This is a genomic window from Streptomyces sp. NPDC058683 (assembly GCF_042716195.1).
Classification (GTDB): Bacteria; Actinomycetota; Actinomycetes; order Streptomycetales; family Streptomycetaceae; genus Streptomyces.
In genome coordinates, this window is record NZ_JBHXSK010000002.1 from 57,901 (window position 1) to 84,115 (window position 26,215).

At 71.1% G+C, this 26,215-nt stretch carries 21 protein-coding genes; 9 read left to right on the forward strand and 12 right to left on the reverse strand.

What is annotated here, in order from left to right; translation table 11 throughout:
* From ACFWXC_RS02405 to ACFWXC_RS02415, 3 genes are all read right to left on the reverse strand, one after another.
* Positions 1-1,098 carry an enolase C-terminal domain-like protein gene (locus ACFWXC_RS02405; RefSeq protein ID WP_384471737.1) on the reverse strand — a complete coding sequence of 366 codons (1,098 nt, stop codon included), beginning with the start codon at positions 1,096-1,098 and terminating at the stop codon, positions 1-3.
* 48 nt (positions 1,099-1,146) lie between these two features.
* The gene (locus ACFWXC_RS02410; protein WP_384472496.1) at positions 1,147-4,356 is read right to left on the reverse strand and encodes a discoidin domain-containing protein; all 3,210 of its coding nucleotides are present in this window, start codon (positions 4,354-4,356) and stop codon (positions 1,147-1,149) included.
* Between the two features lie 259 nt (positions 4,357-4,615).
* Positions 4,616-5,443: a FadR/GntR family transcriptional regulator gene (locus tag ACFWXC_RS02415; RefSeq protein ID WP_384471740.1), complete on the reverse strand. Its 828-nt coding sequence runs from the start codon at positions 5,441-5,443 to the stop codon at positions 4,616-4,618.
* Positions 5,444-5,689: 246 nt separating this feature from the next.
* Here ACFWXC_RS02415 and ACFWXC_RS02420 point away from each other — a divergent pair, with 246 nt between their 5' ends.
* Positions 5,690-6,013, forward strand: a complete 324-nt coding sequence (locus tag ACFWXC_RS02420; protein WP_384472499.1) for an L-rhamnose mutarotase — start codon at positions 5,690-5,692, stop codon at positions 6,011-6,013.
* A gap of 25 nt (positions 6,014-6,038) precedes the next feature.
* On the opposite strand, the gene ACFWXC_RS02425 is transcribed toward ACFWXC_RS02420, so the two are convergent.
* The 3 genes from ACFWXC_RS02425 to ACFWXC_RS02435 form a co-directional block, all read right to left on the reverse strand.
* On the reverse strand, positions 6,039-8,183 hold the full coding sequence (locus ACFWXC_RS02425) for a putative bifunctional diguanylate cyclase/phosphodiesterase (protein WP_384471743.1): 2,145 nt from the start codon (positions 8,181-8,183) through the stop codon (positions 6,039-6,041).
* Positions 8,180-8,992, reverse strand: coding sequence for an SAM-dependent methyltransferase (locus ACFWXC_RS02430; RefSeq protein ID WP_384471746.1), 813 nt, complete (start codon positions 8,990-8,992; stop codon positions 8,180-8,182). The genes ACFWXC_RS02425 and ACFWXC_RS02430 overlap by 4 nt, the downstream gene beginning before the upstream one ends.
* 349 nt (positions 8,993-9,341) lie before the next feature.
* The gene (locus tag ACFWXC_RS02435) at positions 9,342-10,310 is read right to left on the reverse strand and encodes an SCO0930 family lipoprotein (RefSeq protein ID WP_384471749.1); all 969 of its coding nucleotides are present in this window, start codon (positions 10,308-10,310) and stop codon (positions 9,342-9,344) included.
* 776 nt (positions 10,311-11,086) lie between these two features.
* Between ACFWXC_RS02435 and ACFWXC_RS02440 the strand changes: the two genes are divergently transcribed.
* The 3 genes from ACFWXC_RS02440 (at position 11,087) to ACFWXC_RS02450 (ending at position 12,931) form a co-directional block, all read left to right on the forward strand.
* Positions 11,087-11,215 (forward strand): hypothetical protein, encoded by a 129-nt coding sequence (locus tag ACFWXC_RS02440; RefSeq protein WP_351703692.1) that lies wholly within the window; start codon positions 11,087-11,089, stop codon positions 11,213-11,215.
* 31 nt (positions 11,216-11,246) lie between these two features.
* Positions 11,247-12,011: a DUF4239 domain-containing protein gene (locus tag ACFWXC_RS02445; RefSeq protein WP_384471753.1), complete on the forward strand. Its 765-nt coding sequence runs from the start codon at positions 11,247-11,249 to the stop codon at positions 12,009-12,011.
* 230 nt (positions 12,012-12,241) lie between these two features.
* A complete protein-coding gene (locus ACFWXC_RS02450; RefSeq protein ID WP_384471756.1) occupies positions 12,242-12,931 on the forward strand; it encodes a hypothetical protein in 690 nt (229 codons plus the stop codon).
* 80 nt (positions 12,932-13,011) lie between these two features.
* Here ACFWXC_RS02450 and ACFWXC_RS02455 read toward each other — a convergent pair whose 3' ends face one another.
* Complete coding sequence (locus tag ACFWXC_RS02455) at positions 13,012-13,935, reverse strand: hypothetical protein (RefSeq protein ID WP_384471759.1); 924 nt, start codon at positions 13,933-13,935, stop codon at positions 13,012-13,014.
* 335 nt (positions 13,936-14,270) lie between these two features.
* Here ACFWXC_RS02455 and ACFWXC_RS02460 point away from each other — a divergent pair, with 335 nt between their 5' ends.
* Positions 14,271-14,945: a class F sortase gene (locus tag ACFWXC_RS02460; RefSeq protein ID WP_384471762.1), complete on the forward strand. Its 675-nt coding sequence runs from the start codon at positions 14,271-14,273 to the stop codon at positions 14,943-14,945.
* 55 nt (positions 14,946-15,000) lie between these two features.
* Here ACFWXC_RS02460 and ACFWXC_RS02465 read toward each other — a convergent pair whose 3' ends face one another.
* Both ACFWXC_RS02465 and lysX read right to left on the reverse strand, forming a co-directional pair.
* Positions 15,001-15,834, reverse strand: a complete 834-nt coding sequence (locus ACFWXC_RS02465; RefSeq protein ID WP_384471765.1) for a polysaccharide deacetylase family protein — start codon at positions 15,832-15,834, stop codon at positions 15,001-15,003.
* A gap of 150 nt (positions 15,835-15,984) precedes the next feature.
* Positions 15,985-19,257, reverse strand: a complete 3,273-nt coding sequence (gene lysX / locus ACFWXC_RS02470) for a bifunctional lysylphosphatidylglycerol synthetase/lysine--tRNA ligase LysX (protein ID WP_384471768.1) — start codon at positions 19,255-19,257, stop codon at positions 15,985-15,987.
* Between the two features lie 88 nt (positions 19,258-19,345).
* On the opposite strand from lysX, the gene ACFWXC_RS02475 reads away from it, so the two are divergent.
* Positions 19,346-19,801, forward strand: a complete 456-nt coding sequence (locus ACFWXC_RS02475; RefSeq protein ID WP_384471771.1) for a universal stress protein — start codon at positions 19,346-19,348, stop codon at positions 19,799-19,801.
* Here ACFWXC_RS02475 and ACFWXC_RS02480 read toward each other — a convergent pair.
* On the reverse strand, positions 19,737-20,990 hold the full coding sequence (locus tag ACFWXC_RS02480) for an MFS transporter (protein WP_384471774.1): 1,254 nt from the start codon (positions 20,988-20,990) through the stop codon (positions 19,737-19,739). The genes ACFWXC_RS02475 and ACFWXC_RS02480 overlap by 65 nt on opposite strands.
* A gap of 103 nt (positions 20,991-21,093) precedes the next feature.
* On the opposite strand from ACFWXC_RS02480, the gene ACFWXC_RS02485 reads away from it, so the two are divergent.
* Together ACFWXC_RS02485 and ACFWXC_RS02490 are read left to right on the forward strand one after the other, a co-directional pair.
* Complete coding sequence (locus ACFWXC_RS02485; RefSeq protein ID WP_384471777.1) at positions 21,094-22,044, forward strand: LysR family transcriptional regulator; 951 nt, start codon at positions 21,094-21,096, stop codon at positions 22,042-22,044.
* 60 nt (positions 22,045-22,104) lie between these two features.
* The gene (locus tag ACFWXC_RS02490; protein ID WP_384471780.1) at positions 22,105-23,517 is read left to right on the forward strand and encodes an amino acid permease; all 1,413 of its coding nucleotides are present in this window, start codon (positions 22,105-22,107) and stop codon (positions 23,515-23,517) included.
* Here ACFWXC_RS02490 and ACFWXC_RS02495 read toward each other — a convergent pair.
* Complete coding sequence (locus tag ACFWXC_RS02495; RefSeq protein WP_384471783.1) at positions 23,514-24,329, reverse strand: alpha/beta fold hydrolase; 816 nt, start codon at positions 24,327-24,329, stop codon at positions 23,514-23,516. The two genes, ACFWXC_RS02490 and ACFWXC_RS02495, sit on opposite strands and share 4 nt — an antisense overlap.
* 98 nt (positions 24,330-24,427) lie before the next feature.
* Between ACFWXC_RS02495 and ACFWXC_RS02500 the strand changes: the two genes are divergently transcribed.
* The gene (locus ACFWXC_RS02500; protein ID WP_384471786.1) at positions 24,428-24,901 is read left to right on the forward strand and encodes a MarR family winged helix-turn-helix transcriptional regulator; all 474 of its coding nucleotides are present in this window, start codon (positions 24,428-24,430) and stop codon (positions 24,899-24,901) included.
* A gap of 6 nt (positions 24,902-24,907) precedes the next feature.
* Here ACFWXC_RS02500 and ACFWXC_RS02505 read toward each other — a convergent pair whose 3' ends face one another.
* The gene (locus ACFWXC_RS02505) at positions 24,908-26,080 is read right to left on the reverse strand and encodes a CapA family protein (protein WP_384471789.1); all 1,173 of its coding nucleotides are present in this window, start codon (positions 26,078-26,080) and stop codon (positions 24,908-24,910) included.
* Positions 26,081-26,215: the final 135 nt, after the last annotated feature.

The following is a 26,215-nucleotide window of genomic DNA, read 5'->3' on the forward strand; positions in this document are numbered from 1 at the left end:
TCAGCGCGGCTGTTCGACGAACGGCAGGAGTTCGCTGCCGTAGCCGAGGTCGAGGGGAAGGGCGATGCCGGGTCCCGTGGGGGCGTGGACCAGGCCACGGTCGTCCACGTGGCGTTCGCGGACGACCGTGGTCGCGGTCACCAGGGACTCGTAGTAGGTGGTGTTGGAGATGGCCATGCACAGGTGGTGGTTGGGGATGTCCGAACCGTGCACCTCGGCGCGCAGCCGGTAGGCGTCGGCGAGGTGGGCGGTGCGCATGGCGCCGGTGATGCCGCCCCGCAGGGTGGTGCCGGCCCGGACGCCGAAGGTGGCGGCGCCGGCCCGGATGAAGTCGGCGGAGTTCATGTGGGCCCCGTCGGACGTCTCGGCGACCAGCAGCGGGACGTCGACGGCCGCAGCGAGTTGCTGGTAGGCGGAGACGCTGAACTCGCGCATCGGCTCCTCGTACCAGAGGTAGTCCGCCTCGGAGAGGGCCCGCCCGAGGCGGATCGCGTCGGGCAGGTCGAAGCCGGCCGAGCCGTCGTACATCAGGGGCACGTCCGGGCCGACGTGCTCGCGCAGGGCGAGGCAGAGGCCTGCGTCACGGCGGGCGTCGCCCCAGGCGTGCAGTTTGATGCCCCGGTAGCCGAGGTCCAGGCACTGGTCGGCGACGTCGAGGAACTCCTCGGTGGTGGCGAACGTCGACGTCGAGGCGTAGGCGGGGATGGAGTCGCGGAAGCCGCCGAGCAGCCGCCAGACCGGCTGGCCGTGGTAGCGGCCGGCCAGGTCCCACAGGGCGATGTCGATCAGGCCCAGGGTGGGGAGCGGGAGTTCGTGGATACGGTCCAGCTCCCACACCCGGTGCCACAGCCACTCCCGCTGGAACGGGTCGGCCCCGACCAGTTCCTCGCGGAAGACCCGGTCCACCAGCTCGGTGAGCGTGGTGAAGGCGCCCGGGCGGGCGAACAGGGCCACTCCCTCGGCCCCCTCATCCGTGCCGATGCGCAGCACCGCGCCGTCGCCGACCGGAGCGCTGCCGCTCAGACCCTCCCGCCAGCGGAAGGGCGGGCTGGCCGCCGGAACGTCGATCCGGTGTACTTCGACATGGGTGATCTTCATCCTGGCTTTCGTTTCTGTGGGTGCGGGGACGGCTCTGTGGCTGACTGCTCAGAAGCCGCCGTACGCCTGGAGTTCGTAGACGCTGCCGCCGTTCCAGCTGGAGCCGGTGATGGTCAGGCGCAGATAGCGGGCGGTGACGGGCTCGTCGGCGAAGGAGTAGTTGGTCTGCGTGACGGTGTTGGCCGCGGTGTGGTCCTCGAAGACCGACCAGTTCTCGCCGTCGGTGGAGTACTCCAGGCGGTACTGGTAGCCGCTCGCCTTCTCGAAAGTGGTGACCACGGCGGAGACGCTGGTGTCCTTGCCGAGGTCCACCTGGAGCCAGGACGGGTCGGGCAGGCCGAGGCCCTGCGCCCAACGCGTCGACAGGTCACCGTCGAAGGCCTTGGCAGGAACGTTTCCTTCCGAGTCGGAGGAGGCCGTCGCCGTCTTGTTCAGGGCCAGGTCGTCGTCGGGTGGGGTGGTGACCTCCGCCGCCGCACTGGGGTCGGAGGCATTGAGCTCGGCGTCGCGGGCGACGACGGTGAAGGAGTACTTCGTCCCCGGCTTCAGACCGGAGACCCGGTAGGTCGTGTCGCCGGTGACACCGATCCGCGTGCCGTCCTGGTAGACGACGTAGCTGGTCACCCCGGTGTCGTCGGTGGCGGCCGGCCAGCTGACGTCCACCAGGCCCGGCAGCAGCGCCTTGGCGGTGGGCTGTCCGGGGCTGCTGGGGGCGGTGTGGTCGGAGCCGGGTGCGCGGGCGGTGCCGTAGACCTGGAAGTCGTAGATGCTGCCGCCGTTGCCGCTGGAGCCGGTCACGGTCAGCCGTACGAAGCGGCCGGTGACCGGGGTGTCGGTGTGGGCGTAGTCGGTCTGCGCGGTGGTGTTGTCGGCGGTGTGGTCCGCGAGGGTCCTCCAGTGGACCTCGTCCGGCGACACCTCGACGCGGTACTTGTAGCCGCTGCTCTTCTCGAAGGTGGTGATCGCGCCGCTCACGTCGTACGACGCGCCGAGGTCGACCTGGATCCAGGACGGGTCGGGCAGGCCGAGGCCCTGCGCCCAGCGGGTGGAGAGGTCGCCGTCGACCGCCTTGGCGGGGACGTTCTCCTCCGAGTCGGAGGACGCGGTGACCGGCTTCTTCAGCGCCAGGTCCGCACCGTCGGGCATCGTGACCTGCAGCGACGTGCTCGGCGCGGACTCGTTGCCGGCCGCGTCGCGGGCGGTGACGGTGAAGGTGTACGTCCGTCCCGCGGTGAGGCCGAAGACGCGGACGGAGGTCTTGCCGGAGGCGTTGACCAGCTTGCCGTCCTGGAAGACCGAGTAGCCGGTGACCCCGGTGTCGTCCGTGGCCGCCGTCCAGCCGAGGTCGGCGACGGTCGGGAAGTCGGCGACCGAGGTCAGGTCGCCGGGTGCGGTGGGCGCCTGGTGGTCGGTGACCGCGGGGTCCGGGTCGAGGTGCTGGTACGCCTTCTCCAGCCCTGCGTTGTTCACGATCGAGGCGGGGAGCTGGTCGCAGGAACCGACCGTGATGTTGCCGCCCACGTCGTTGTTCTGGCTCAGGTACTGGACGCTGAAGGCGGGCTGGGTCGTGTAGTTGCCCCGGGCCGTGTTGTCCTGGGCGTGGTTCATCAGCAGCCACTGGAAGGAGACGTCGCAGAACGCGTTGCCGGTGTTCTCCCAGTGCCGGCTGCCCTCGTCGTGGTAGACGGCGCCGTAGGCGGGGGCCGGGACGCCGTGGATGTAGTTGCCGGTGACCTTGCCGCCGGGGTCGCTGCTGAGCGTGTAGATCGCTCCGCCGTCGGCCTGGGACCGCATGATGTCGCTGATCTCGTTGTCGCTGACGACGTTGTCACGGCTGATGGTCGGGGTGTCGGAGACCGGGATGCCGGCGTTGCCCGGGTAGGCCGAGTTGCCGCCCTGGTCGGTCAGGCCCCAGCCCCAGCCGACGGAGATGCCGCTGTAGGGGAGGTCGTAGACCTTGTTGTGGGTGATCACCGTGGAGTCGGTGTAGCCGGCCAGGATGCCCAGCGAGCCGTTGTACTGGTCGGCGACCTTGGTGACGACGTTGTCATCGACCAGCGTGTCCTTGGTGATGTCACGGGGATCGTCCGGGTGGGCGTCGCCCCAGGTGACTCCGCCGATCTGGATGCCGGTCGCGGCGATCTGCCTGAAGACGTTGCCGGTGATGGTGGTGTGCTGGGTGCCGGTGTTCAGGTTCAGGCCGACGGCGCCGAGGTGGGTGAAGGTGTTGCCGGTGAACTCGACGCCCTGCCCGTGGCTGACGTTGACGGCTCCGGGGGTCTTCTTCCAGTTCAGGCGCGTGGAGTCGAAGGTCGGGTTGTCCTCGCCGACCATCCGGAAGCCGGCCTGGCCCTCGATGAGCCCGTCGGCCGAACTCGGTTCGAGCCAGGTGGAGTAGGAGAAGGTGATGCCCTGGAAGGACACGTTCGCGACGGGGTGGTCACGGGTGCCGTTCAGGTCCACCAGGTCCTGGACCACGGGGACGGTGACGTCCGCGGTCTTCATGTTCTCGCCCGGCTCGGGCATGTAGTAGATGTCGCCGGCGCTCTTGTCCAGGTACCACTCCCCCGGGCTGTCCAGCAGCTCGCGGGCGTTCTCCAGCCAGGTCGGGTTCTGGATCTCCTGGCCCTGCTGGAGGTTGGCGTTGTGCCAGCACGGCTGCCGCATCGTCATCGTGGTGCCGGAGATCGACGCCACGGGGCAGCGCATCAGCTTCCAGCCCCAGGAGCTGACGACTTCGAGGTCCGCGGGGTGCTTGTAGGCGCTGATGCTGCTGTCGGTGAAGGTGTAGCCGGTGGATGTCTTGCTGAAGCCGGAGGGGTTCTTCCCGCTGCGGGCGCGGGTCCTCAACTCGCCGTTCACATAGAGCTGGCGGGTGTCCAGGCCGGTCAGCTTCGCCTTGTAGACCTTGCCGTCGGCGTCGGCCTTGGTCCAGCCGGTGACCTGCTTGCCGCCGCTGACCACCGGGTGCGCGCCGGGCGCGGCCTCGTAGACGATCCGCTGCCCGTCCCGGCCGGAGTCCTGGGCGGTGAGGGCGAAGGTGCGGCTGAGCCGGTAGGTGCCGGACAGCAGCCGGACATGGATGTCGCCGTCGACCTTGCTCTTGGCGTCGCGCACGTAGTCCCGTGCGTGTTCCAGGGTCTTGAAGGGGTGGTCGGCGCCGCCCCCGCCGGTGTCCTTGCCGGTCGGGGAGACGTAGACGGTGAGCCCGGACGCTTTCGGGGCCGCCTGGGCCGGGGCGACGGCCAGGGGGGCCATCGCCAGGGCGAGGGGCAGGGCGGCTATGAGGGTTCTCGGCAGGGGCACGGCTCTGCCCCTGCGCACAGACAGAAGAGACACGGAGATCCAATCGCCTGGTGGGATGGAACACGGAACCGGGTCGTCCGCCCGGTTCCCGGGGTGCGGGCCTTCGTCGTACGGGTGCGGGCCCGTGGGTGGCTGCTCGCGCCCCCGAAAGGGGCGCGGGGAACTGCGCGACCAGCTCCCGCCGGCCCGCACCTGTAGGGCGTCGACCGGCCTACGACACCGATGCCTGCGGCGGAAGGCCGGAGTCCCCGGGACCGCTGTCCGACGACGGCCGCGCGGGTGCCCCGGGGGCGGCGCGGTCGCCGAGGTTGAACAGCCGGTCACGGATCTTCCGCTCGAACTGGCTCTGGGTGGTGGCGATGTGCTCCACCATCAGCTCGCTCGCGAGATCGGCCTCCCCCGCGGCGACCGCCTCTGCGATGGCGAGATGCTGTCGTGCGGCGACCTCCAGCGAGCCGGGGGCGTCGCCGTGGAAGAGCAGCACGTCGGACTGGGACGCGAGGCGCCGTACCCCGGCGACGCTCGACCGCAGGAACACGTTGTGCGAGGCCGCGCCCACCGCGTCGTGGAAGGCCTCGTCGGCCCGGGCGAAGGCATGTCCGTCGTTCTGCTGGGCCGCCGTCAGTGAACTCTGCGCGCTCTCCCGGATGGTGCGGACCTCGATGGGGGTGGCGAGGCCGGCGGCCCGGCGGGCGGTCTCCGACTCGATCACCGTGCGGTAGTCGAGGAGCATCAGGACGTCTTCCATGCTCGTCGGCCGGAAGTGCGACAGCTCGTCGTCCACCAGCCCGGCCGACACCTCCGCGACGAAGATGCCGGCACCCCGCCGCACGCTCAGCCGGCCGATGGCGGCCAGGACCTTGACGGCCTCACGCGTGACGTTGCGGGACGCGCCCAGGATCTCGGCCAGGCCCGCCTCCGTGGGGAGCCGGTCGCCCGGTCGCAGGTTCTGTTCGGCGATGTGCTCCAGGAGTTGTTCGGCGACCAGTTCGTACCCTGGCCGGTAGGGACCGTCGGAGACCGGTGACGGATCGGCCACGGTGTACCCCCTCATCGATGTTCGGATTAATCAGGTTCATCGGCGATGGTCACTATGGCATCAGCGTTACACGGAGGGAAGATGTCGGACGGAACTGGTTTCAAGTGCCTGATGAGGCAAGGGAATACCGCCGATAAGCCGCATCCCGCCAAACCATTGCGCGGGAAGGATCTGATCCTTAGGGTCCTGCTCGTCAGATGAAACTGATTCTTCATCGTCGCCCCTCAGGAAGGAGAGGTGAGTCAGATGCAGCGCTTCGCCGCCGTCATCCGGTTGCGCCCGGAGAAGGAGTCGGAGTACCGCGCACTGCACGCCGCCGCGTGGCCGGGCGTGCTGGCGGCACTCAAGCGTGCCGGGATCGGCAACTACTCGATCTTCCTGCGGGACGGGCTGCTGTTCAGCTACCTCGAGTACTCGGGGACCGACTACGCCGCGGACACCGCGCAGATCGCCGCCGACCCGGTGACACGCGACTGGTGGGCGCTGACCGACCCCTGTCAGCAGCCGCTGGACACCGCCGCCGAGGGCGAGTGGTGGGCCCCCGCCGAGGAAGTCTTCCACCTCGACTGAGGGCCCACGAAGGGACGCCGGGCCGTCAGCCCGTCGCGTCCACCAGTGCCAGGTCGTGCAGGCGCTCCGGTGGGCCCGGACGGGCGTAGTACCAGCCCTGGGCCGTGTCGCAGCCCAGTATCCGGAGCTGTTCCGCCTGGGCACCCGTCTCCACGCCCTCCACCGTGACCGCGAGGTCCAGACTGTGGGCCAGGGAGACGATGCCCTCCACGATCTTGAGGTCGACCGGGTCCGCCGGGAACTGCTGCATGCTCTGGGTGAAGGAGCGGTCCAGTTTGAGGATGCTCACCGGGAGGCGGCGGAGGTTGGCGAGGTTGGAGTAGCCGGTGCCGAAGTCGTCCAGGGCGATGTCGACGCCCATCTCGGCGAGGCGGCGCAGGGGCTTGAGAAGGTCGTCGTCGGCGCCGATCAGGGCCGACTCGGTGACCTCCAGGCAGAGCGCGTCGGGGGACACTCCGGTCCGCTCCAGGATGTCCACCGTGTCCTGGACCAGGCCGGGGTGGCTGAGCTGGCACGGGGACAGGTTGACGTTGATCCGCAGCGGGCCGGCGCTGGTCTGCTCGCCGTAGCGTTCTCGCCATTCGCGGGCCTGGCGGATCGACTGCTCCAGCACCCAACGGCCCAACGGGACGATGAGACCCGTGTGTTCGGCGAGCGGGATGAACCGGTCGGGGCCGAGGACGCCGTGCTGCGGGTGCAGCCAGCGGACCAGCGCCTCGGCGCCGCGGACGCTGCCGTCGCCGAGGTGGACCAGCGGCTGGTACTCGATGAAGAACTCGTTCCGGTCCAGGGCCGCGGGGAGCGCGGTGGTCAGGCCGTGCCGGGTGATGGCGCGGGCGTCGGCCTCCGGGTCGGCCAGCTCGGAGCGGTTGCCACCCGCCGACTTGGCCCGGTACATCGTGATGTCGGCGCTGCGCAGCACCTCGGCCGGGGTGCGCTCGCCCGCCGGGCCCTCGACGATGCCGATGGAGCCGCGGACCATGAGGTCACGGCCGTCGATACTGATCGGGGTGACCAGGGCGTTCATGATGCGGTCGGCCAGGTCGTCGACCTCGCGCTGGGTGGCCGGGCCGGTGGTCAGCGCCACGAACTCGTCGCCGCCGAGCCGGGCGACCATCTCGCCGGGCGCGGTCGCGCAGGACTGCAGCCGGTCGGCGACCTCCACGAGCAGCCGGTCGCCGGCCGAGTGGCCGAGGCTGTCGTTGACGGTCTTGAAGCCGTCCAGGTCGAGGTAGCACAGCCCGAACCGCTGGCCTTCACCGGCGGCCAGGGCCTTCTCCAAGCGCTCGAAGAACAGCGTGCGGTTGGGCAGGCCGGTGAGCGCGTCATGGGTGGCCTCGTAGCGCAGCCGCAGGTTGAGCAGCCGGCGCTCGGTGGTGTCCTCCATGAGGGCCAGCTGGTACTGCGGGTCGCCGTCCGCGTCCCGGAGCAGGGAGACGGTCAGGTTGGTCCACAGGACCGTTCCGTCGGAGCGGTTGAACGCCTTCTCGACGTGGTAGTGCTCGCGGTCGCCGCGCACCAGCTCCTCGTAGAGCCGCCAGGTCTGGGGCGCGTCCTCCGGATGCGCCCACTCCATGACCTTGCGGCCGCGCAGGGTCTGCTCGGAGCCGCCGAACATGCGCAGCAGCGCACCGTTGACCTGAAGGACGTTGCCCTCCAGATCGGCGATGCAGATTCCTATCGCCGCGCCCTCGAAGACGGCGCGGAACCGGGCCTCGCTGGCGTGCAGCGCCTGCGCGACCACGCCCTGGGCCCGCAACGCGGCCTGCGCGATGGCCTCCTGCTCGGCCAGCGTGCGCTCACGCAGCGCCTGGGCGAACCCGGCGGCCATCGCGTGCTGGATCCGCGAGGAACGCATCCGCAGCTCGTCCTGAGGGCCGTCCGCACCGCAGTACAGGGCCAGATAGGCGTCGACGCAGTCGAGGCTGCGGGTGAGCGCCTCGGGGTCGGTGCAGTGCGCGTCGATCAGTGCGGCCCCCACCTGCCGGGCCTCTTCGGCGTCGAAGCCGTGCGCCAGCAGCACCTCGCTCAACCGGCGCGCCAGCGGGAGGAGTTGCTCCTCGAACTCCGGCCGGGTCAGGGACGTCGAGGTCACCGGGAACACCGCCCGGCTCCAGATCGTCGCGAACCGGCGCAGTCTGTCCTCCGGGCCGTCCGGCTCCGCGATCACGCCGCGATCCCCACGCCGGCGAATCCGGAGAAGGCAAACGGATCCTCATCCTCCGGCGCCGACTCCGGCCGCCAGTGCGGCATCGGCACCAGTCCGGGTTCCACCATGTCGTACCCCTCGAAGAACCTTGCGATCTCGTCGCGCGAGCGCATGATGAGCGGGTTTCGAATGTCCTTGTATACGTCCACCGCGCTCTCGGCCCGCTCGGGAGACAGCGGGATTCCCTCGTACGAGGCATGCGTGAGGATCAACAGGCTGCCGGGCGCGAGTGCTTCGCGCAGCTGTGCCACTGTCCCGTACGGGTCGTCCGCGTCTTCCACGAAGTGCAGTATGGCAACGAGGAGCAGGGCGACTGGCCGATTCAAGTCGATGAGGCGGCCCACCTGAGGGCTCGACAGGATCTCCTGGGGCTTGCGGAGGTCCGCGGCGACCACGTCCGCCTCCTCGTTGCCCGCGAGCACCGCCTGGCTGTGGGCCACGGCCACCGGGTCGTGGTCGACATACACCACATGCGCGCCGGGGTGCGCCGTCTGGGCCACCTCGTGGACGTTGCCGAAGGTGGGGATGCCGGAGCCGATGTCCAGGAACTGTTCGATGCCGGCCCCCGCGGCGAAGCGGACGGCGCGCCGCATGAAGGCACGGTTGGCCTGCATGATCTTCGGCAGGCCCGGCAGGTACGTCATCGCCTTGCGGGCCGCTTCCCGGTCGACCTCGAAGTTGTGCGAACCGCCCAGGTAGAAGTCGTAGATACGCGAAACGCTCGGCACCGAGATGTCGATGCTCCGTGGGGCCCAGGCGGGACGCTCCATGTATCTCTCCAAGACTGAGGCGATCCGGTGTTCGAGCAGAGGCTACTGATCGCCTGCGAACTGGGCGAGTGGAACCGGAAATTGACCGTCCGTTCCCGGTCACCACCTGGGCATTCCGTGTGCGCTTTGGGGGTGTTCGGGCAGTCCGCCGGGGGCGGGTGCCATGCGGAGCACCTGCGGGTGCGACACAAAGCACAGGAGCCCGCCCCCTCCGTGCGGTGTGGAGGGGGCGGGCGGTCGTGCGCCGTTGTGTCGTCGTCCGGGACTCTCGCTGGCCTCTGCCCTCCCTTCCGCGATACGCGAATGTGGACTTGGGCGGGGCGATCAACCCTGGGGAGGTGATCCCTTACTAGCTCGGCGCGCCGACCAGCTTTCCTTCGGGCGAGACGGCGTACCAAGTGCCGCCGACGCCCTGGCCGTTGGTGTCCCCGGCCTTCGAGTCACCGGAGAAGGTGTAGATCGGCCAGCAGTCGACCGTCATCTGCTTCTCGCCGTTGTCGGGCCGGGTGAAGCCCATCAGGCCCTTCTTCTCGATGCCCTTGGTGTCGTTGGTGGCGACCTCCGCGACGGCCGGCCACTTCGCCAGGCAGTCACCGGTGCAGTTCGAGACGGACTTGGGCCATGCCTTGTCCTTGATGAAGCGGTAGACCGTCATGCCGTTCTTGTCGACGACGATGTCACCGAGCTTGGCGTCCTTGCGGACGGACAGGCCGGGCAGGTCGGCCAGGGTGGCCTTCTTGCCGTCGGGGGCCAGCGCGAACCACTTGCCGCCCACGCCCTGCCCGTTCACGTCACCGGCGTTGACGTCCTTGGCGTAGCGGTACACCGGCCAGCCGCCGACGGTCAGCTGCTTGGTGCCGTCGGCGCGGGTGACCTCGCCGATCAGCGCCTTGTCGATGCCCTCGCCGGCCGAGGCGTCGTCGGCGGGCACCGGCGGCCAGGTGGTGGCGCAGTCGCCGTCACAGTTCGACTTGGGAGGGTTGGCGGTGTCCGCGTCGAAACGGTAAAGGGTGAGGCCGCTGCCGTCGGTCAGCACATTGCCCAGATCGGGGTTGCTGGCGACGGTCAGTTTGCCCGCGGGCTGGACCGCGGCCGGGGAACTGGAGGCCTGACTGCCGTCCGCGCCATATCCGTTGCCGGCACCGGTGGAGGGGCTGGTCACACTGCCCACGCTGCCGACACCGGCGGGGGCCGTGGCACCCACGTTCTGAGCCGCCGAGGACGGAGTGGTCACATTGTCCTGACCGCATCCCGTCGTCAAAACAAGCACGCCTGCGGCCGTGGCCACCAGAGAGGCGCTCCTCCAGGAGGTCTTCATCTTCAACTCCCCATACATCGCCTGGATATTGCAGCGCCTGTGTTCCGCCGCACGACACCAGGTACGGGCGCCGGGGGCCGAAGTGTTCAACGGCCGCACAAATTTCTTTCCCGACCCTGTGCCGCCGGGGCCCGTCCCGCACGGACGTACGCTTCGAGCCAATCGACGGGCCGCGTGATTCAAACCGGTTTACGCCACCTGTCCCCCGTTCGGGCCAATCCCTCCGCACTCCGGCGTGCGACGGCACCCGACGCCTCATGATCTCGGTCGTGCATGCACCCGAAGCGACCCGACTCGCGCCCGTCCCGAGGGTGTTGGCTCTGCTGACACTCACCTGGACCCTGGTGGGCTGCCCGGTCGGCACGGCGTCGGCCGACGCCTGCGCCTACGCCTCGACGGGCCCCGACGGCACTCACGCGGTGGCCGTCGCCGGCGGCTCCTGGCCCACTCCCCCGCCCTGCCCGCCTCCCACACCGCCGCCCTGCCCCACGCCGACACCCACGCCCACGCCCACGCCCACACCGCCTCCGAAACCAACCCCGACGCCCAAGCCCACCCCCACGCCAAAACCCACCCCCAAGCCCACACCCACGCCGAAACCCACCCCGAAGCCACCGCGCCCCACCCCGCCGGCCCCGGCGCCACCGCCGCCACCCCGGCGGGCCCCGACCCCGGAACCCGCGCCCACCCCGCCGCCGGCGCCCCAGCCCAAGCCGAGGCCGACGCCCACCCCGACCCCGTCGCCGAAACCCACCCCGCGGCCCTCACCGACCCCGGTGACCTATCCGCCGTACCACATCCAGTCGACCGGGACGACGGCCCCGAACCGTACCTCTCCGGTCACCTACGTCCTGCTCATCGCCGTACCCGCCATCGTCGCCATCGCCGCGTTCCGCGCGCGCTGACGACCGGCCCGCTGAATTCTGGAGGCTTCCGTTGCCGGATTGGCTTGTTCTCGTCCTCGCGATGCTCGCGGCCTGTGCTGTGGTGGTCGTCATCACCCTCGTACGGCACAAGAGGGCCGCGGAGGACGAGGATCCCTCCGAGACGCCGGACGTCATCGAGTACATGACCATGTGGATCGGCGTCATCTACGCCATCGTCCTCGGTCTGGCGGTGGCCGGCGTGTGGGAGGCCCGCAGCGCCGCCCAGGACCATGTGCAGGCGGAGGCGCAGGCGCTGCACGAGATCTATGAACGGGTACGGGTCTATCCGCCCGACGCCCGCGACCGGATCCGGGCGGACGTCGACGCCTACGCCCAGCAGGTCGTCGGCAAGGAGTGGAAGGAGATGGCCGACCACGGCCGTCTCACCCCGCGCGGCAAGGATCTGCTCGCGAAGATCCGCGAGGACGTCACCGACTACGAGCCGAAGACCGACTTCCAGGCACAGGCCTACCAGCCGCTGGTGGACCAGGTGGCCGCGCTCGACCAGTCGCGCAGCGCCCGGGCCGACGCGACCGGGGCGACCATGCCGAACGTGGTGTGGTTCGGGCTGCTGACCGGAGCCTTGGTCACCGTCGGCATGGTCTTCGCGCTGCAGATCAGGCGCACCCGGCGCGAACTGATCCTGGCCGGGCTGTTCTCCGCGACCATCGCCTTCATGCTCTTCCTGATCTGGGACTTCGACGAACCGTACAGTCGGGGCATCACAGCGACGGCGCAGCCCTTCCTGAACCTCTTCCCGCACATCAAGGGTTAGGGGTCCCGGACCGCCGGGGGCCATCCGTGGGGACATCCCGCCGCGCCACACCGCGGGTGTCCCCCGGGTGCCGTATCAGAATCCCCCGGTCGGCCCACCCGCCTCCCCCGTTCGCACTACTGCGTTCGCGCGCGTGTGCGGATGTTCCTAGCGTTCCGATCAACGAGGTGCATTTCCGGCACGAGCGGAACAGGTCCGCGGACAGCTCCTCGGGGACCGGAGGAACCACCATGCACGCCATACGCCTCGCTTCGGCCGCGCTGTTCGGCGTCGGCGCCCTCGTCCTCGGCGCTCCGGCCGCCCTCACGGACGACGAGGCCGACGGGGGCCGTGACAACGGTCAGCGCGCCTCCCTCGGTGTCCACGTCACACCGTCCACCGTCTCGGCCGGCGGCCGGGTCAGCCTGCAGGTGAACCGCGACGACGGCTGCCGGGGTGCCGCGACGGTCAGCTCGGACGTGTTCGACACGGTCCGGATCCCCGAGGGACGGGACTCGGTGGCGGCCACGGTCCACCGGGACGCGAGAACACAGACCTCGTACCGGGTGACGTTCGACTGTGACGGGACCAGGGGGTCGACCGAACTCAGCATCGCGGACGGCCAGTCCGAGGGGCGTACCGACGAGCACGCCGATGACCAGTCCGACGACAGCGCCGACGTGCTCGCGGACGGCCGTACCGACGGTGGTGCCGACGAGCAGTCGGACAGCAGTACCGACAGCAGTACCGACGGGCGTGAGGGACTCAACCCGCAGCCGCTCCCGCCCGATCGCGGTGTGCGGGCCGGTGCCGGCGGCAGCGTCGGCGGGTTCGATCCGAAGGAGATCGGCCTCGGCGCCGCGCTGGTCGTGGCCTCGGTCGGCACGGCGTACCGCATCGCGTGCCGGCGGACCGGTGAGGGCGGCGAGGGCGGTGCCTGATCACCTCCCGGCCGCCGCCCGGCCGTGCGGCTCTTCGCCCCGGTCCTGCGCGGGGCCGGGGCGAAGACGGCCCGCACGGGTCAGAGCCGCTTCTCGTGCCGGCGGCGCAGCCAGAACCCGCAGCCGGCGAGCACGGCCGCGCCCACCAGCCCACCGCCGATCGCCATGTCGGCCGGGGTGGCCCCGGTGGAGACGCTGCCGCCGAGGCCGCCCCTGACCCCGCCGAGCACAAAGAACGCGGACGGCCGGGTCAGGGTCCGCCCGTCGCAGCGGACCGTCAGGTCGTACGGGCCGGGGCGGGCGTTCCGGTTGATGGTGGCGACACCGCGCGCCATGTCGCCGCCGAACGGGAACAGCGTCGCCGTCCCGAAGGCGCGGGAGCTCATGGTGCCCCTGCGGCAGCCGTTGACGGTGACGGTGAGGCGGGCGCCGCTCGTGATCGCCCTGGGCTGGGCGAGGATGTTGCGCACCCCGAAGCCCCGGCCGCCGAATCCGTCACCATTGTTCCCGCCGCCGAACCCGTCGTCACCAATCCCACCGCCGAAACCGTCGTCACCGTTCCCGCCGCCGAAGCCGTCGTCACCATTGCCGACGAAGCCGTCGCCGCCCCGCCCGCCGAAGCCGTCGCCGCCCTTGCCGCCGAAGCCGTCCCCGCCTCGACCGCCGAAGCCGTCCCCTCCCCGGCCGTCCCGGCCCCGGCCGAAGCCGCCTACGCCGAACCCGCCGACGCCGTACCCGGGAACGGCGACCCCGGGCACCGCCGCGATACCAGGGGCGACCCCGACGCCGACTCCAGGGGCGACCCCGACGCCGGGCGCGACACCGACGCCGGTTCCGGGGGCGACACCGGTGCCGGGGGCGACGCCCGTCCCGCCGACGAGAGGGGCTTGGGTGTTGGCCGGGCCGCCGCCGTTGCCCAGGCCGTCCGCGACGGCCATGGGGGCGGCGGCTCCGAGCACGGCGACCACCGTGCACGCTGCCGCGAGGGCACGTGAGTTTCGCATCTCTTCCTCCGCGGAAGGCGCCCCGGGAACCGTCCCCGGTAGATCGGCGAGAAAGCACCTCCCGAATAGACCCTCAGATGCCTTGAACACGCCCGCATTTCGAGAATGGTCCGTCCTGGTGAGGGGACACGCCGAGCGAAAAGCACACAATCGGATATTGCCGCAGGTCACGGACCGTCAGAAAAATCCTGGGAACGGCAACTCGGATGGCGCACCGGAATGGGCGCGGGCCACCCGTTCGCCCGTTGCCCCGTCGCCGCTCGCGCGCGCGGGACTTAGCGTTTTCCCATACGCGATACGGACATCGCGGCGGCCGCGTCGAGAGGGGATGGCGAATGTCTGCGTCCGAACTTTCCGAGCTGGCCGAAGAGGAGGAGCGGCGGCGGAAGCGTGCCCCCTGGGGCGTGATAGCGCTTGTTCTGCTGACCGGTCTGGCGCTCATCCGCAATGGTTCGGGGGAGTTCGACGTCGGTCCGCCACAGCCTGCCTCGGCCGCCGCCCCGGACAGCCGTAGCACGGTCCCGGAGACCTTCGCCACCGCGCCCGCCTCGCTGCCGTACGCGGCGGCGGGCCGGATCAGGATCCCGGCGATCCGGGTCGACGCGCCCGTGATGCCGGTGGGTCTGGACGCGGACGGCTGGGTCGCGGCACCGCCGCCGGACGACCCGAATCTGGCCGGCTGGTTCACCGGTGGCGTCTCGCCCGGCGAAAAGGGCACCTCCGTGGTCGTCGGCCATGTCGACAACACGAAGGGACCGGCGGTGTTCTACGGTCTCGGTTCCCTGAAGAAGGGAAACCGGATCGAGATCGAGCGCACCGACAGAAGGACCGCGGTGTTCGAGATCTACGGCATCGAGGTCTTCGCGAAGGCCGATTTCCCCGGCGACCGGGTCTACGGCTCGAAGGGCACACCGGAGTTGCGGGTCATCACCTGCGGCGGCGGCTTCTCGAAGCAGAACGGTTACGACGGGAACGTGGTGGTCTTCGCCCGCCTGGTCGAGGCCCGCTGAGGCGGACCCGGCCGGGCGGGCCAAGGCCTTGGCACGGCAGCGGGCCGGATCCGGTTCAGGTCCGGCGGCGCGGCACGGTCAGGTGGTAGCCGTTGTCCAGGAGATAGGGCAGGTACTCGCGCAGGGCCTGGACGCTCTGCGAGCGGTCGCCCCCGGCGTCGTGGGAGAGGACCACGACACCGGGGGCGGCGCCCTTCTCGATCGTGTCCACGATGGTGCGGGTGCCCGGCGTCGTCCAGTCGGTGCTGTCGACGGTCCAGGCCATGGGCTCCATGCCCATCTCGGCGCCGAGTTGGAAGGCCGCGCGGTTCCATGCGCCGTAGGGGGCGCGGAACCACTGGGGGCGTTCGCCGTAGGTGTCTTCGATGGCGTCACTGGTGCTCTCCATCTCATCGCGGATCTCACGGCGCTTCATGGTGGTCAGCAGCGGATGCGTCCAGGTGTGGTTGCCCACGACATGGCCCTCGGCGGCCATGCGCGCCACCAGTTCCCGGTTCTTGACGATGCACTCCCCGCACAGGAAGAACATCGCGCGCACGTCGTACTGGGCGAGGGTGTCCAGGATGTGCGGGGTGTAGGCCGGGTTGGGTCCGTCGTCGAAGGTGAGCATCATGCGCCGGCCGCTTCCGGAGATCCGCATGATGGGTTGCCTGCGGACCTTGAGCTTGCGCGGCTCTTTGGGCGGCGGGCCGTATCCGGTGAGCGGCTGGAGCCGGAAGGCGGAGGACTTGAGCGCCTGCCGTACCGGCGGTCCGGCGGCCGGGGCGACGGTGCCCGCGGCCTCCTCGCCGTCGCTCGCCAGCACGATGCCCGCGGTGCTCGCGGCACCCAGAGCGGCGGCGCCGGCGAACAGCAGCCGGCGTCGGGTGAACAACTGATCCTTCTGCATGACTCATCAGTCGCCCGGCCGGGCTGGGGCGCACCACTTAGACACCGGTGCGGCGGCGCGAAAACACCCGCACGGACCAGCGCGGGAAGGTTTCGGAAAGAAATGGTCAAGTACCCCGGACCGACGGCGTGTCCCGGAACCGGGGAGGTCTCAGCGGCGGCGGACCAGCGGGAAGGGCAGCGTCTCACGGATCGTCAGGCCGGTGAGGAACATGACCAGCCGGTCGACGCCGATGCCGAGTCCGCCGGTGGGCGGCATCGCGTATTCGAGGGCGTCCAGGAAGTCCTCGTCGAGTTCCATCGCCTCGGGGTCCCCGCCGGCGGCGAGCAGCGACTGGGCGGTCAGCCGGCGGCGCTGTTCGACGGGGTCGGTCAGTTCGGAGTAGGCGGTGCCGAGTTCGGTGCCGAAGGCGACCAGGTCCCAGCGTTCGGCGAGCCGCGGGTCGGTGCGGTGCTGCCGGGTGAGCGGGGAGACGTCGGTCGGGAAGTCCTTGTAGAAGGTGGGCAGCCGGGTCCGCCCCTCCACAAGGCGTTCGTACATCTCCAGCACCACATCGCCGGGCCCGTCGTCGGCGGTGTACGGCACCCCGGTCCGGTCGCAGTGCCGGTGCAGCCGCAGCAGCTCGGTACCGGGGCCGATCTCCTCCCCCAGTGCCTCGGAGATCGCCCCGTACACGGTCTTGACCGGCCAGGCGCCCGAGATGTCGTACTCCCGCCCGTCCTTGCGGGCCACCGGGGAGCCGAAGGCGGCGGTCGCGGCGCCCTGGATCAGTTCGCGGGCGAGGTCGAGCATCACGTCGTAGTCGGCGTACGCCTGGTAGGCCTCCAGCATGGTGAACTCGGGGTTGTGCTTGTAGGAGACGCCCTCGTTGCGGAAGGTGCGGCCGAGTTCGAAGACCTTCTCCATCCCGCCGACGCACAGCCGTTTCAGATACAGCTCCGGGGCGATGCGCAGATACAGGTCGAGGTCGTAGGCGTTGATGTGGGTGGTGAAGGGGCGGGCGTTGGCGCCGCCGTGGATCTGCTGGAGCATCGGGGTCTCGACCTCCAGGTAGCCGCGGTCCAGGAGGCCCTGGCGCAGCGCCTGTACGGCGGTGGAGCGTTCGCGCACCACGGCGCGGGCGGCGGGACCGGTGGCGAGGTCGAGGTAGCGGCGGCGGACCTTGGCCTCGGGGTCGGCCAGGCCCCGGTACTTGTCGGGCAAGGGCCGCAGGCACTTGGCGGTGAGCTGCCAGTCGGTGAGAAAGACGGTGGGCTCGCCCTGGTCGCTGAGGCCGGCCCGGCCGGTGGCGGTGATCTGGTCGCCGATGTCGGTGTCGGCGGTGAAGCGGGCCAGGGCGGGGCCCGACCCGTCCCGGGTGAGGGCGAGTTGGCGGTCGCCGGACCAGTCGCGCAGCGTCACGAAGACGATGCCCCCGAAGTCCCGGACCAGCATGATCCGCCCGGCCACGGTGACCGTCTCGCCGTCGCGGATGTCGGCGAGGGCGCGGGTGGGCCGTACGGTCGCCACCGGGTAGGGGTCGACGCCCGCCGCGCGCAGCCGGTCCAGCTTGCCGCGCCGGACCCGGAACTGGTCCGGCAGGCCGGATCCGGGGGCGCCGGACCCGGCCTCGTCCCCTCCGTCGAGACCGGGCACCGGCGAAGACCGCTGCGCCTCGACGGGCCGCGGTCCGGTCTTCGGGTGCCCCTTTCTCCAGAGTTTGCGCAAGGAAGGTACGGAGACGAAGCCTTCGGCGATTCCGGAGGCGAGGCCGATACGGGCGAGGGAGCCGGCCTCGCCGTAGCAGAGGAAGCGCGGGTACCACTCGGGGCGGTACTTGGCGTTGGAGCGGTACAGGGCCTCCAGCTGCCACCAGCGGGAGAAGAACAGCAGCAGGCGGCGCCACAGGCGCAGCACCGGTCCGGCGCCGATGCGGGCGCCCTCCTCGAAGACCGAGCGGAAGACGGCGAAGTTCAACGAGATGCGGCGCACCCCCAGTTTGGGGGCGGCCGCGCACAGGTCGGCGACCATGAACTCCATGACCCCGTTGGGGGCGGCGCGGTCACGGCGCATCAGGTCGAGGGAGACGCCGTCGCCGCCCCAGGGGACGAAGGAGAGCAGGGCGAGCAGCCGGCCGTCCTCGGCGAGGGCCTCGACGAGCAGGCAGTCGCCGTCGGCGGGGTCGCCGAGCCGGTCCAGGGCCATGGAGAAGCCGCGCTCGGTCTCGGTGTCGCGCCAGGCGTCGGCCTTGTCGACGACCTCCTCCGTCTCCGCCTCGGTGAGGGTGGCGTGGCGCCGGACGCGGGTGGTGGCGCCGGAGCGCCGGACCCGGTTGACGGCCTGCCGGGTGACCCGCATCTCGCGGCCGCCGAGGTCGAAGCCGGCGACGTGCAGGATCGCCTCGTCGCCGAGTTGCAGGGCGCCGAGGCCGGCGCGGACGTAGGCCTTGGCGCCGTCCTCGGAGGCGCCCATCACCGCGGGCACCCAGGCGTGCCGGCGGGCCACGTCCAGCCAGGCGGCGACGGCGTGCGGCCAGGCCTCCGGGTCGCCGACGGGGTCGCCGCTGGCCAGGCAGACGCCGGCCTCGACGCGGTAGGTGACGGCGGCCTTGCCGCTGGGCGAGAAGACCACGGCCTTGTCGCGCCGGGTGGCGAAGTAGCCGAGGGAGTCCCGGTCGCCGTAGGCCTTGAGGAGGGCGCGGATGCGGGTCTCCTCGTCGCCGTGCAGGGCGGCTTCCAGGCGCTGTGAACGGAACAGGGTGGCGGCGGCGTTGAGCAGGGCGAGGGCGCCGAAGAGGCCGAGCAGGAAGGCGACGAAGCGGGGCGGGCGGCCGCCGTAGCTGCCGCCGTCGACCAGGCCGCCGCAGACCCGGTCGGCCGCCCAGGCCAGGTGCTGGCCGTGCGGGAGCGAGCCGGGGAAGAGCGAGACCAGGCCCCAGCCGGCCAGGATCGCCACGACCAGGCCGACGACGAGGACGGCGAGGGCACGGCGTACGGCGGCGCGGCGGGAGGCGGCGTAGAACTCCCGTCTCGCCACGATCAGCAGGGCCAGGGCGAGTCCGCACACCAGCAGTGAGCTGAAGGAGTACCAGTCGAAGCCGAAGGCGACCGTCAGGATGTCCGACAGCACCAGGAGGCCGAGGTAGATCACCACCAGCCACCAAGCGACCTTCTTGCGGGCGGCGGTGGCACCGGCGAGCAGGAACAGGAAGACGGCGTAGGCCAGGTTGGGGCTGACGGGCACCACGACGGCGTTGAGGAAGTGTACGACCGGGCGGAGCAGCGCCCGCAGCGGTGCGATGAAGGAGAGCAGGGCGCACAGCAGGGCGAGGGCACCGAAGAAGCTCCCGAAGGCCTCCGGCACCCAGGTCAGCCGCCCACCGCCGGACGGGCGCGGCGACCCCGCGGGCTCCTTCCCCGGGGCGGACTCCACGGCGGCGCTCATGCTCCGACTGTAGGAAGGCCACGCCCGCCGCGCCCGTCGAGCGGCCCCGGGCACCTACCGGACCTGCGAATTCCGATAGCCTCGGACCGTGGCGGAACAACACCAGTTCGAGCGAGGCACGGACGGCCCCAAGGTCATCGTGGTCGGCGTGGACGGCTCGGACTCCTCGTGGCGCGCGGCCTCCTACGCCGGTGGTCTGGCGCGGCGGCAGCGTGCGCTGCTCGCCGTCGTGTACGTGCAGCCGATGCTGACGGCCGGGGCGGCGCTCGGGGCGCCGGTGGCGGAGACGACCGACGAGATCGCGGAGGACCTGGTCGCCCAGGTCAGGAGCGCGGCCGCGTTGCTCAAGGGGATATTCGAGGTGCGCTGGGAGTTCCACACCTTCCGCGGCGACGCCTACAGCGGACTGGTGAAGGCCGCCGACGAGCTGAAGGCCGACGCGGTCGTGGTGGGCGCCTCCGAGCAGGCCGGCCACCGGTTCATCGGCTCGGTGGCGATCCGTCTGGTGAAGGCGGGGCGGTGGCCGGTGACGGTGGTGCCGTAGCCCGGGCCGAGGCACGCGGGAGCAGTGCCGGGGTCGCGAGCAGCAGGACCCCGGCGACCCCGATCGCGGTGCGCGGCCCGACTAGGCCGGCCAGTACCCCCCACAGGGCGGTCAGCGCGGCGATGGAGGCCTTGGTGCTGACCGACCAGGCGGACAGGGTGCGGGCCGTCCGGTCGTCGGGGGTGTGGTCGAGGCGGTGGGTGGCGAGCACCGGGTTGAAGACTCCGGCGGAGGTTATGAGCCCGAGTTCGGTGACCATTATCAGCAGGAGTCCGGGCAGTCCCGGCCGGACGAAGGCCAGCCCGACGGGCCACAGGGCGCGCAGCACGCCCGAGGTGAGCAGGACCCGGCGCTGTCCGTAGCGGGCGACGAGCGGGCGGGCCAGGCGGGAGCCGATGAGTCCGCCGAGGCAGGGCACGGCGAAGGCGAGGCCGTACTCCCAGGGCGGGAAGCCGAGCGGGCCGAGCATCAGGACGGCCAGCAGGGGTGCGGAGGCCATGATCAGGCCGTTGACCACGACCACGTTGAAGAACAGGGGCCGCAGCTCCGGGCTGGTGAGGATGTACCGCCAGCCGTCGAGCAGATCCGCGGCCCGCAGGCCTTCGGCGGCTTTGGGCCGGGGGTTCGGCTCGTCGCCGCCGACGGCCCGGATGCCCAGGGCCGACAGCAGGAAGCTGACCGCGTTCGCGACCACCGTCGTGATCGGGCCGAACACGCCGATCGCGGCGCCGCCGAGCGGCGGTCCGAGGACGGTGGCGGTCCACATCGTCGACTCGAAGCGGGCGTTCGCGGTCAGCAGCCGGTCACGCGGCAGGAGCGTCTTCAGGAAGGCCCCGGAGGCCGCGTTGAAGGTGATGTCGGCGGCGGCCACCACCACGGAGACGACTATCAGCTGGCCCATGTCGAGCACGCCGAGCGCGTAGGCGGCGGGGACGCTCAGCAACGCGGCGCACCGGACGAGGTCCATCCCGGCCATCACCGGCCGCTTGCGCCGGAACTCCACCCAGGGGCCGAGCGGCACCGCCACCACGGCGCCCACCGCGGGCCCGGTCGCGGCGAGCAGCGCCACCTGGGCCGGGCTCGCGTGCAGGACCAGGACCGCGATCAGCGGGAACGCGTCGAACGCGAGCCAGGTCCCGAACACGCTGACCGAGTAGGCGGCCCACAGCCACCGGAACCGCCGCCCCATGCACAACCTCCCATTGCCCGGGACCATGAAATCGGCCAGGTGGCCTCGGGAGCAAACAACCCGTGACCAGCGGGCCACAACCAACGGTTGTACGGTAGCGGCCATGGACCTCACTGCCGTGCGCACCTTCGTCGCCGTGGCCGACTCGGGGCAGTTCCAGGAGGCCGCGGCGGTGCTGGCGGTCACCCAGCAGGCCGTCTCCAAGCGGATCGCGACGCTGGAGAAGGAGCTGGGCGTGCGCCTGTTCACCCGCACCGCCCGGGGTGCCGGATTGACCATCGACGGCCAGGCCTTCCTGCCGCACGCCCGCGAGCTGCTGCTCGCCGAGGAGCGCGCGACCGCCTCCGTCGGGTCCGGGCGGCGTCCGCTGCGGGTCGACGTGGTCGGCGCGCGGCTCGCCCCGGCGGCGCTGCTGCGCGGCTTCCACGAGGCGCACCCGGAGACCGCCCTGGACGTCGTCACGCTCTTCGACGTGGACTCGGCGCTCACCGCCCTGCGCTCCGGTGCGATCGACGCGTCCTTCCGGGCCGTCGGCATGCCCGGCCGCCCGCTGCCCAGGGGCGTCGAGGCGGCCCGGGTGTACGACGAGCCGGTCCAGCTGCTCACCGGCCCGGGGCACGCCCTGGCCGGCCGTCGCGCGGTCTCGCCCGGGGAGCTGGCCGGGCACCGGATCTGGATGCCGGGCATCGTGGAGGGCACCGAGTGGGCCGCCTACTACGCCTCCCTCGCGGCCGAGTTCGGCCTCACCATCGACTCCTCGGGCCCCAACTTCAGCGGGGCGGTGCAGGACGCGGTGGCCGGCTCCTCCACCCTGGCGACGCTGGTCAGCGAGGGGACCCGGCTGGTCTGGCCGGAGGGCCACGATCTGCGTCGTGTCCCGCTGCTCGACCCGACCCCGGTCTACCCGCACTCCCTGGTGTGGACCGCCACCCACCCGCACCCGGCGCTGGCCGCCCTGCGCGCCCATCTCGCCGGCACCCGGCCGCCCCGCCCCGCGACCCGGACCTGGGTGCCCGGCTGGGCCGAGAGCGTGCGTGGCGTCTTCCGTCCGTGACGCCCCTGAGCCATCATGATCCGCCGTCAGCCGTTCGCGATCGGCGAAGAGGTGAGGCACATGGCCAAGCTCCGTATGGGTGAAGGAATTCTCCGTCGCAAACCCATCGAACACATCGAGGAGACCGAGGTCGGCGAGGGACCCCGGCTCGACAGATCGCTCGGGCTGTGGCAGCTGACCGCGATCGGAGTGGGCGGCATCATCGGCGCGGGCATCTTCACCCTCGCCGGCACCGTCGCCAACGGCACGGCCGGTCCCGCCGTGCTGGTCTCCTTCCTCATCGCCGGGCTGGCGAGCGCCTGCGCCGCGCTGTCGTACGCCGAGTTCGCCGGGCTGATCCCGAAGGCGGGTTCGGCGTACACGTACGGCTACGCGGTGCTCGGCGAGTTCGCGGGCTGGTTCATCGGCTGGGACCTGCTCCTGGAGTACACGGCGATCGTGGCGGTGGTCGCGATCGGCATCTCCGGGTACTTCGGCTTCCTGGTCGAGGAGATGGGCGCGGAGCTGCCGCGGTGGATGCTGGGCGCGCCCGGCACCGGGGCCGGCCACCGGGTCGACCTGTTCGCCGCGGTGCTCTGCCTGCTGATCGCCTACCTGCTCAACCTCGGCATCCGCAGCGCGGCCCGGTTCGAGACGGTCGTGGTGGTGCTCAAGGTGCTGGTGGTGCTGCTGGTGATCGGGGTCGGTGTGTTCCACATCAACTCGGCGAACTACCACCCCTTCTTCCCGTTCGGCGTCAGCGGGGCGTTCACGGGCGCGGCCACGGTGTTCTTCGCGGTCTTCGGGTACGACGCGATGTCCACGGCGGCCGAGGAGTCGAAGGACGCGCGGCAGCACATGCCGAAGGCGATCATCTACTCACTGGCGATCTCCATGGTGCTGTACGTGGCGGCCTGTCTGGTCCTGACCGGCATGCAGAACTACAAGGACATCGACCCGGAGAGCGGCTTCTCGACGGCGTTCAAGTCGGTGGGGCTGAGCGGTCTCGCGGACGTGATCGCGGTGGGCGCGATCATCGGCATCCTCACCGTGATGTTCACCTTCATGCTGGGCGTGACCCGGGTCTGGTTCTCGATGTCCCGGGACGGGCTGCTGCCCTCCTGGTTCGCGAAGACGCACCCGACGCGGCACGTGCCGACCCGGGTGACCTGGATCGTCGGCGTGGCCTCGGCCCTCCTCGCCGGTTTCGTGCCGATCGGCGAGGCGGCCGAACTCACCAACATCGGCATCCTGCTGGCGTTCGTGGTGGTGTGCGTGGCGGTGATCGTGCTGCGCTACCGGCAGCCGGATCTGCCGCGCGCCTTCCGCACCCCGTGGATGCCGTTCGTGCCGGCGCTGGGCGTCGTCTTCTCGGTCTGGCTGATCACGTTCCTGGCGTGGGAGACCTGGGTGCGGTTCGCGGTCTGGTTCGTGATCGGGTGCGTGATCTACTTCGGCTACTCGTACAAGAGGTCCCGGCTGGCCGGGCGTTAGAGCGCGCGCAGGAAGCCGAGCAGGAGGTCGTCGAAGACGTCCGGCCGCTCCAGGTTCGGGTAGTGGTCGGCGCCTTCGACGATCTCGGCGCGGCCGTCGGGGACCTCGCGGGCGAGGCGTTCGGCGGCGGCGAGCAGATCGGCGGGCTCCAGCCCGCCGTTGATCGTGAGGACCGGGACGTCGATCTTCGGGACCCGGGGCCAGGAGTCGGTCACCAGCACGTGCCAGTCCGTCTCGCCGGGCGTGTGCTTGGCCAGGGTGTGGCGGGCCATCTCGCGGAGCCGGCGCGGGATCTCCGGGTCGAGGGCGTCGAGGTCGCGGTGGGCGCCCGCGGCGACCCGCAGGAAGGCGTCGAGCCAGCCCTCGATGTCGCCGGCGCCCAGGGTGCGGGCGTACTCGGCCTGGAGTTCCCGGTGCCAGGGATCCGTGTACCGGAAGTCGCCGGTGACGGCGCCGCAGGTGACCACCGCACGGACCAGCTCGGGGTGTTCCAGCACGGTGTCCGTGGCGATCACCCCGCCCATCGACACGCCGACCAGGACGGCGGGCCCGGCGTCGAGGTGGCGCAGCAGTTCGGCGAGGTCGTCGGCCCAGCGGAAGGGCTTGCTCGCGTTGGCGGAGGCGCCGTGGCCGCGGACGTCGGGGGCGATCACCCGGTACCCGGCGGCGAGGGCCGGGATCTGGCCGGCCCAGAAGCGGTGGTCGACGTATCCGGCGTGGAGCAGGACCACCGGGTCGCCGGAGCCGGTGTCGAGGTAGGCGAGGTCGCCGTCGGAGGAAGGGAAGTAGCGGACGTCCGCAGCACCATTCATGACAACCAAGGTGTCATCTTCGGGATACTTTGACAACTGAGTTGTCATGACGACTTTGACACCCGAGGTGTCACCACGGCCCGGTGCATGATGGCCGGGTGAACGACATCGACAAGCCCCTCGCCCCCGACGAGCTGGGTGAGCGCATCACCGAGGTGTACGACCTCATCGGCCCGCTCTACCGGCGCGCCTTCCGCAAGATCGAGCTGGGCGAGCAGATCGAGGGGGCCTCCGTCGGCGTGCGCTCGGTGCTGGACCTGCTGCGCCGGTTCGAGCCGATGACGGTCCCCCAGATGGGCCGGATCATGGCGCTGAGCCGGCAGTTCGTGCAGCGCATGGTGAACGACGCGGTGGCGCGCGGCTGGGCCGAGGTCGTCCCCAACCCGGCGCACCAGCGCTCCTCACTGATCCGGCTCACGGACGGGGGCCGGACCACGATCACCGCGATCCTCGCCCGCGAGCACGCCCTGAACCGGCAGGTCGGCGGCGGTCTGACCGACGCCGAGATCACGGCGTGCCTGCGGGTGCTGAAGGAGCTGCTGCGGACGTTCGACCACGTCGACGTGGAGTGACCGCCCCTACTCCCCCATCACCAGCCCGTCCTTGGCGGCCCCGCGGCCGAGCACGGTGTCCCGGATGCCGTCGCGCACGGAGGTGAAGTCGGCGCCCTGGTCGATGGCCGCGTTGAGGTCGACGACCCGGCCGGCGTCGAGGTCGTACGCCTGGGGGATGAACTCGGCCTTGGCCACCTCCCAGCGGCCGCCGGGGCTGGTGGGCGGGGTGAAGGTGAAGCGGGCGAGGGTGGACTGGTTGCCGCGCGGGTCCTGGTGGCCCTGGCGGTTGTACAGCTCACCGGCGAGCTGGTCGCCGAGGCTGTAGACGACCCAGGTGCCGTTGACCTTCTCGTACGCCTGCGGGATGTGGGCGTGAGTGCCGAGGATCAGGTCGATGTCGGGACGGCCGCCGGTGCGCGCGGCGGTGAGCCGCTTGGCGAGGGTGAGCTGCTGCTGGTCGGGGGCGTCCTGGCCGTCGGTGCCCCAGTGCACGGAGAGGACGACCACGTCGGCGCCGGCCTGCCGGGCGGCGCGGGCGTCGGCGAGGATGCGGTTCTCGTCGAGGAGGTTGACCGCCCAGGGCTGTCCCGGCGGCAGGGTGTTCCCGTTGACGTCGAAGGTGTAGGAGAGGTGGGCGACTCTGGTGCGCCCCGCGTTGAGCAGGGTGACGGCGGCCGCCTCGGCCTGGGTGCGGGCGGTGCCGGTGTGCCGCAGGCCCGTCCGGTCCAGGTCGGTGAGGGTGCGCCGGATCCCGTCGGCGCCGCCGTCGAGGGCACGGTCGGAGGCGGTGGAGCAGCTGTCGTAACCGACGGCCGCGAGGCCCTCGGCGAGCTGCGGCGGGGAGGTGACACCGGCGGAGCCGGACTCCCCGTTCTCCGCGTTCTCCGCGTCGGTCACGGTCGCCAGGTGACAGAGCGCCAGATCGGCGTGGGAGACCACGGGTTCGACGCCGGCGAGCATCGGGCGGAAGTCGTGGCCGTTGCCGCCCGCGTCGAAGTTCGCGTGGTCGATCGCGGACCTCTGCGGCATGACGTCACCGGAGGCGACGAGAGTGAAGCCGCCACCGGGGGCGGGCACGGCAGGCGCCGGCTGGCCGGACGGGGCGGCGTTCTCCTGCCGCACGTGGTTCTGGCAGGCGGCTGCGGTGGCGAGGAGGGCGGTCAGGGCCAGGGCCACCTGGCGTCTGCGATTGATCATCAGGAGCACCCCAGAGTCGCAAGCCTTGTCCGATTTACAGATCAATGGGTACGAAGCCGAGCCGGGTCGCAAACAACTCAGGCGCCCCGATTGACCCATCCGGGTCGGGTAAGGGGTGTGACGGACCGTTCGTCG

Excerpts from the sequence above, each read along its gene's own strand:
- ACFWXC_RS02405 (WP_384471737.1), bottom strand. The coding sequence starts at position 1,098 with ATGAAGATCACCCATGTCGAAGTACACCGGATCGACGTTCCGGCGGCC.
- ACFWXC_RS02410 (WP_384472496.1), bottom strand. The coding sequence starts at position 4,356 with ATGGCCCCCCTGGCCGTCGCCCCGGCCCAGGCGGCCCCGAAAGCGTCC.
- ACFWXC_RS02420 (WP_384472499.1), top strand. The coding sequence starts at position 5,690 with ATGCAGCGCTTCGCCGCCGTCATCCGGTTGCGCCCGGAGAAGGAGTCG.
- ACFWXC_RS02430 (WP_384471746.1), bottom strand. The coding sequence starts at position 8,992 with ATGGAGCGTCCCGCCTGGGCCCCACGGAGCATCGACATCTCGGTGCCG.
- ACFWXC_RS02435 (WP_384471749.1), bottom strand. The coding sequence starts at position 10,310 with ATGAAGACCTCCTGGAGGAGCGCCTCTCTGGTGGCCACGGCCGCAGGC.
- ACFWXC_RS02450 (WP_384471756.1), top strand. The coding sequence starts at position 12,242 with ATGCACGCCATACGCCTCGCTTCGGCCGCGCTGTTCGGCGTCGGCGCC.
- ACFWXC_RS02455 (WP_384471759.1), bottom strand. The coding sequence starts at position 13,935 with ATGCGAAACTCACGTGCCCTCGCGGCAGCGTGCACGGTGGTCGCCGTG.
- ACFWXC_RS02460 (WP_384471762.1), top strand. The coding sequence starts at position 14,271 with ATGTCTGCGTCCGAACTTTCCGAGCTGGCCGAAGAGGAGGAGCGGCGG.
- ACFWXC_RS02465 (WP_384471765.1), bottom strand. The coding sequence starts at position 15,834 with ATGCAGAAGGATCAGTTGTTCACCCGACGCCGGCTGCTGTTCGCCGGC.
- lysX (WP_384471768.1), bottom strand. The coding sequence starts at position 19,257 with ATGAGCGCCGCCGTGGAGTCCGCCCCGGGGAAGGAGCCCGCGGGGTCG.
- ACFWXC_RS02480 (WP_384471774.1), bottom strand. The coding sequence starts at position 20,990 with ATGGGGCGGCGGTTCCGGTGGCTGTGGGCCGCCTACTCGGTCAGCGTG.
- ACFWXC_RS02485 (WP_384471777.1), top strand. The coding sequence starts at position 21,094 with ATGGACCTCACTGCCGTGCGCACCTTCGTCGCCGTGGCCGACTCGGGG.
- ACFWXC_RS02490 (WP_384471780.1), top strand. The coding sequence starts at position 22,105 with ATGGCCAAGCTCCGTATGGGTGAAGGAATTCTCCGTCGCAAACCCATC.
- ACFWXC_RS02495 (WP_384471783.1), bottom strand. The coding sequence starts at position 24,329 with ATGAATGGTGCTGCGGACGTCCGCTACTTCCCTTCCTCCGACGGCGAC.
- ACFWXC_RS02505 (WP_384471789.1), bottom strand. The coding sequence starts at position 26,080 with ATGATCAATCGCAGACGCCAGGTGGCCCTGGCCCTGACCGCCCTCCTC.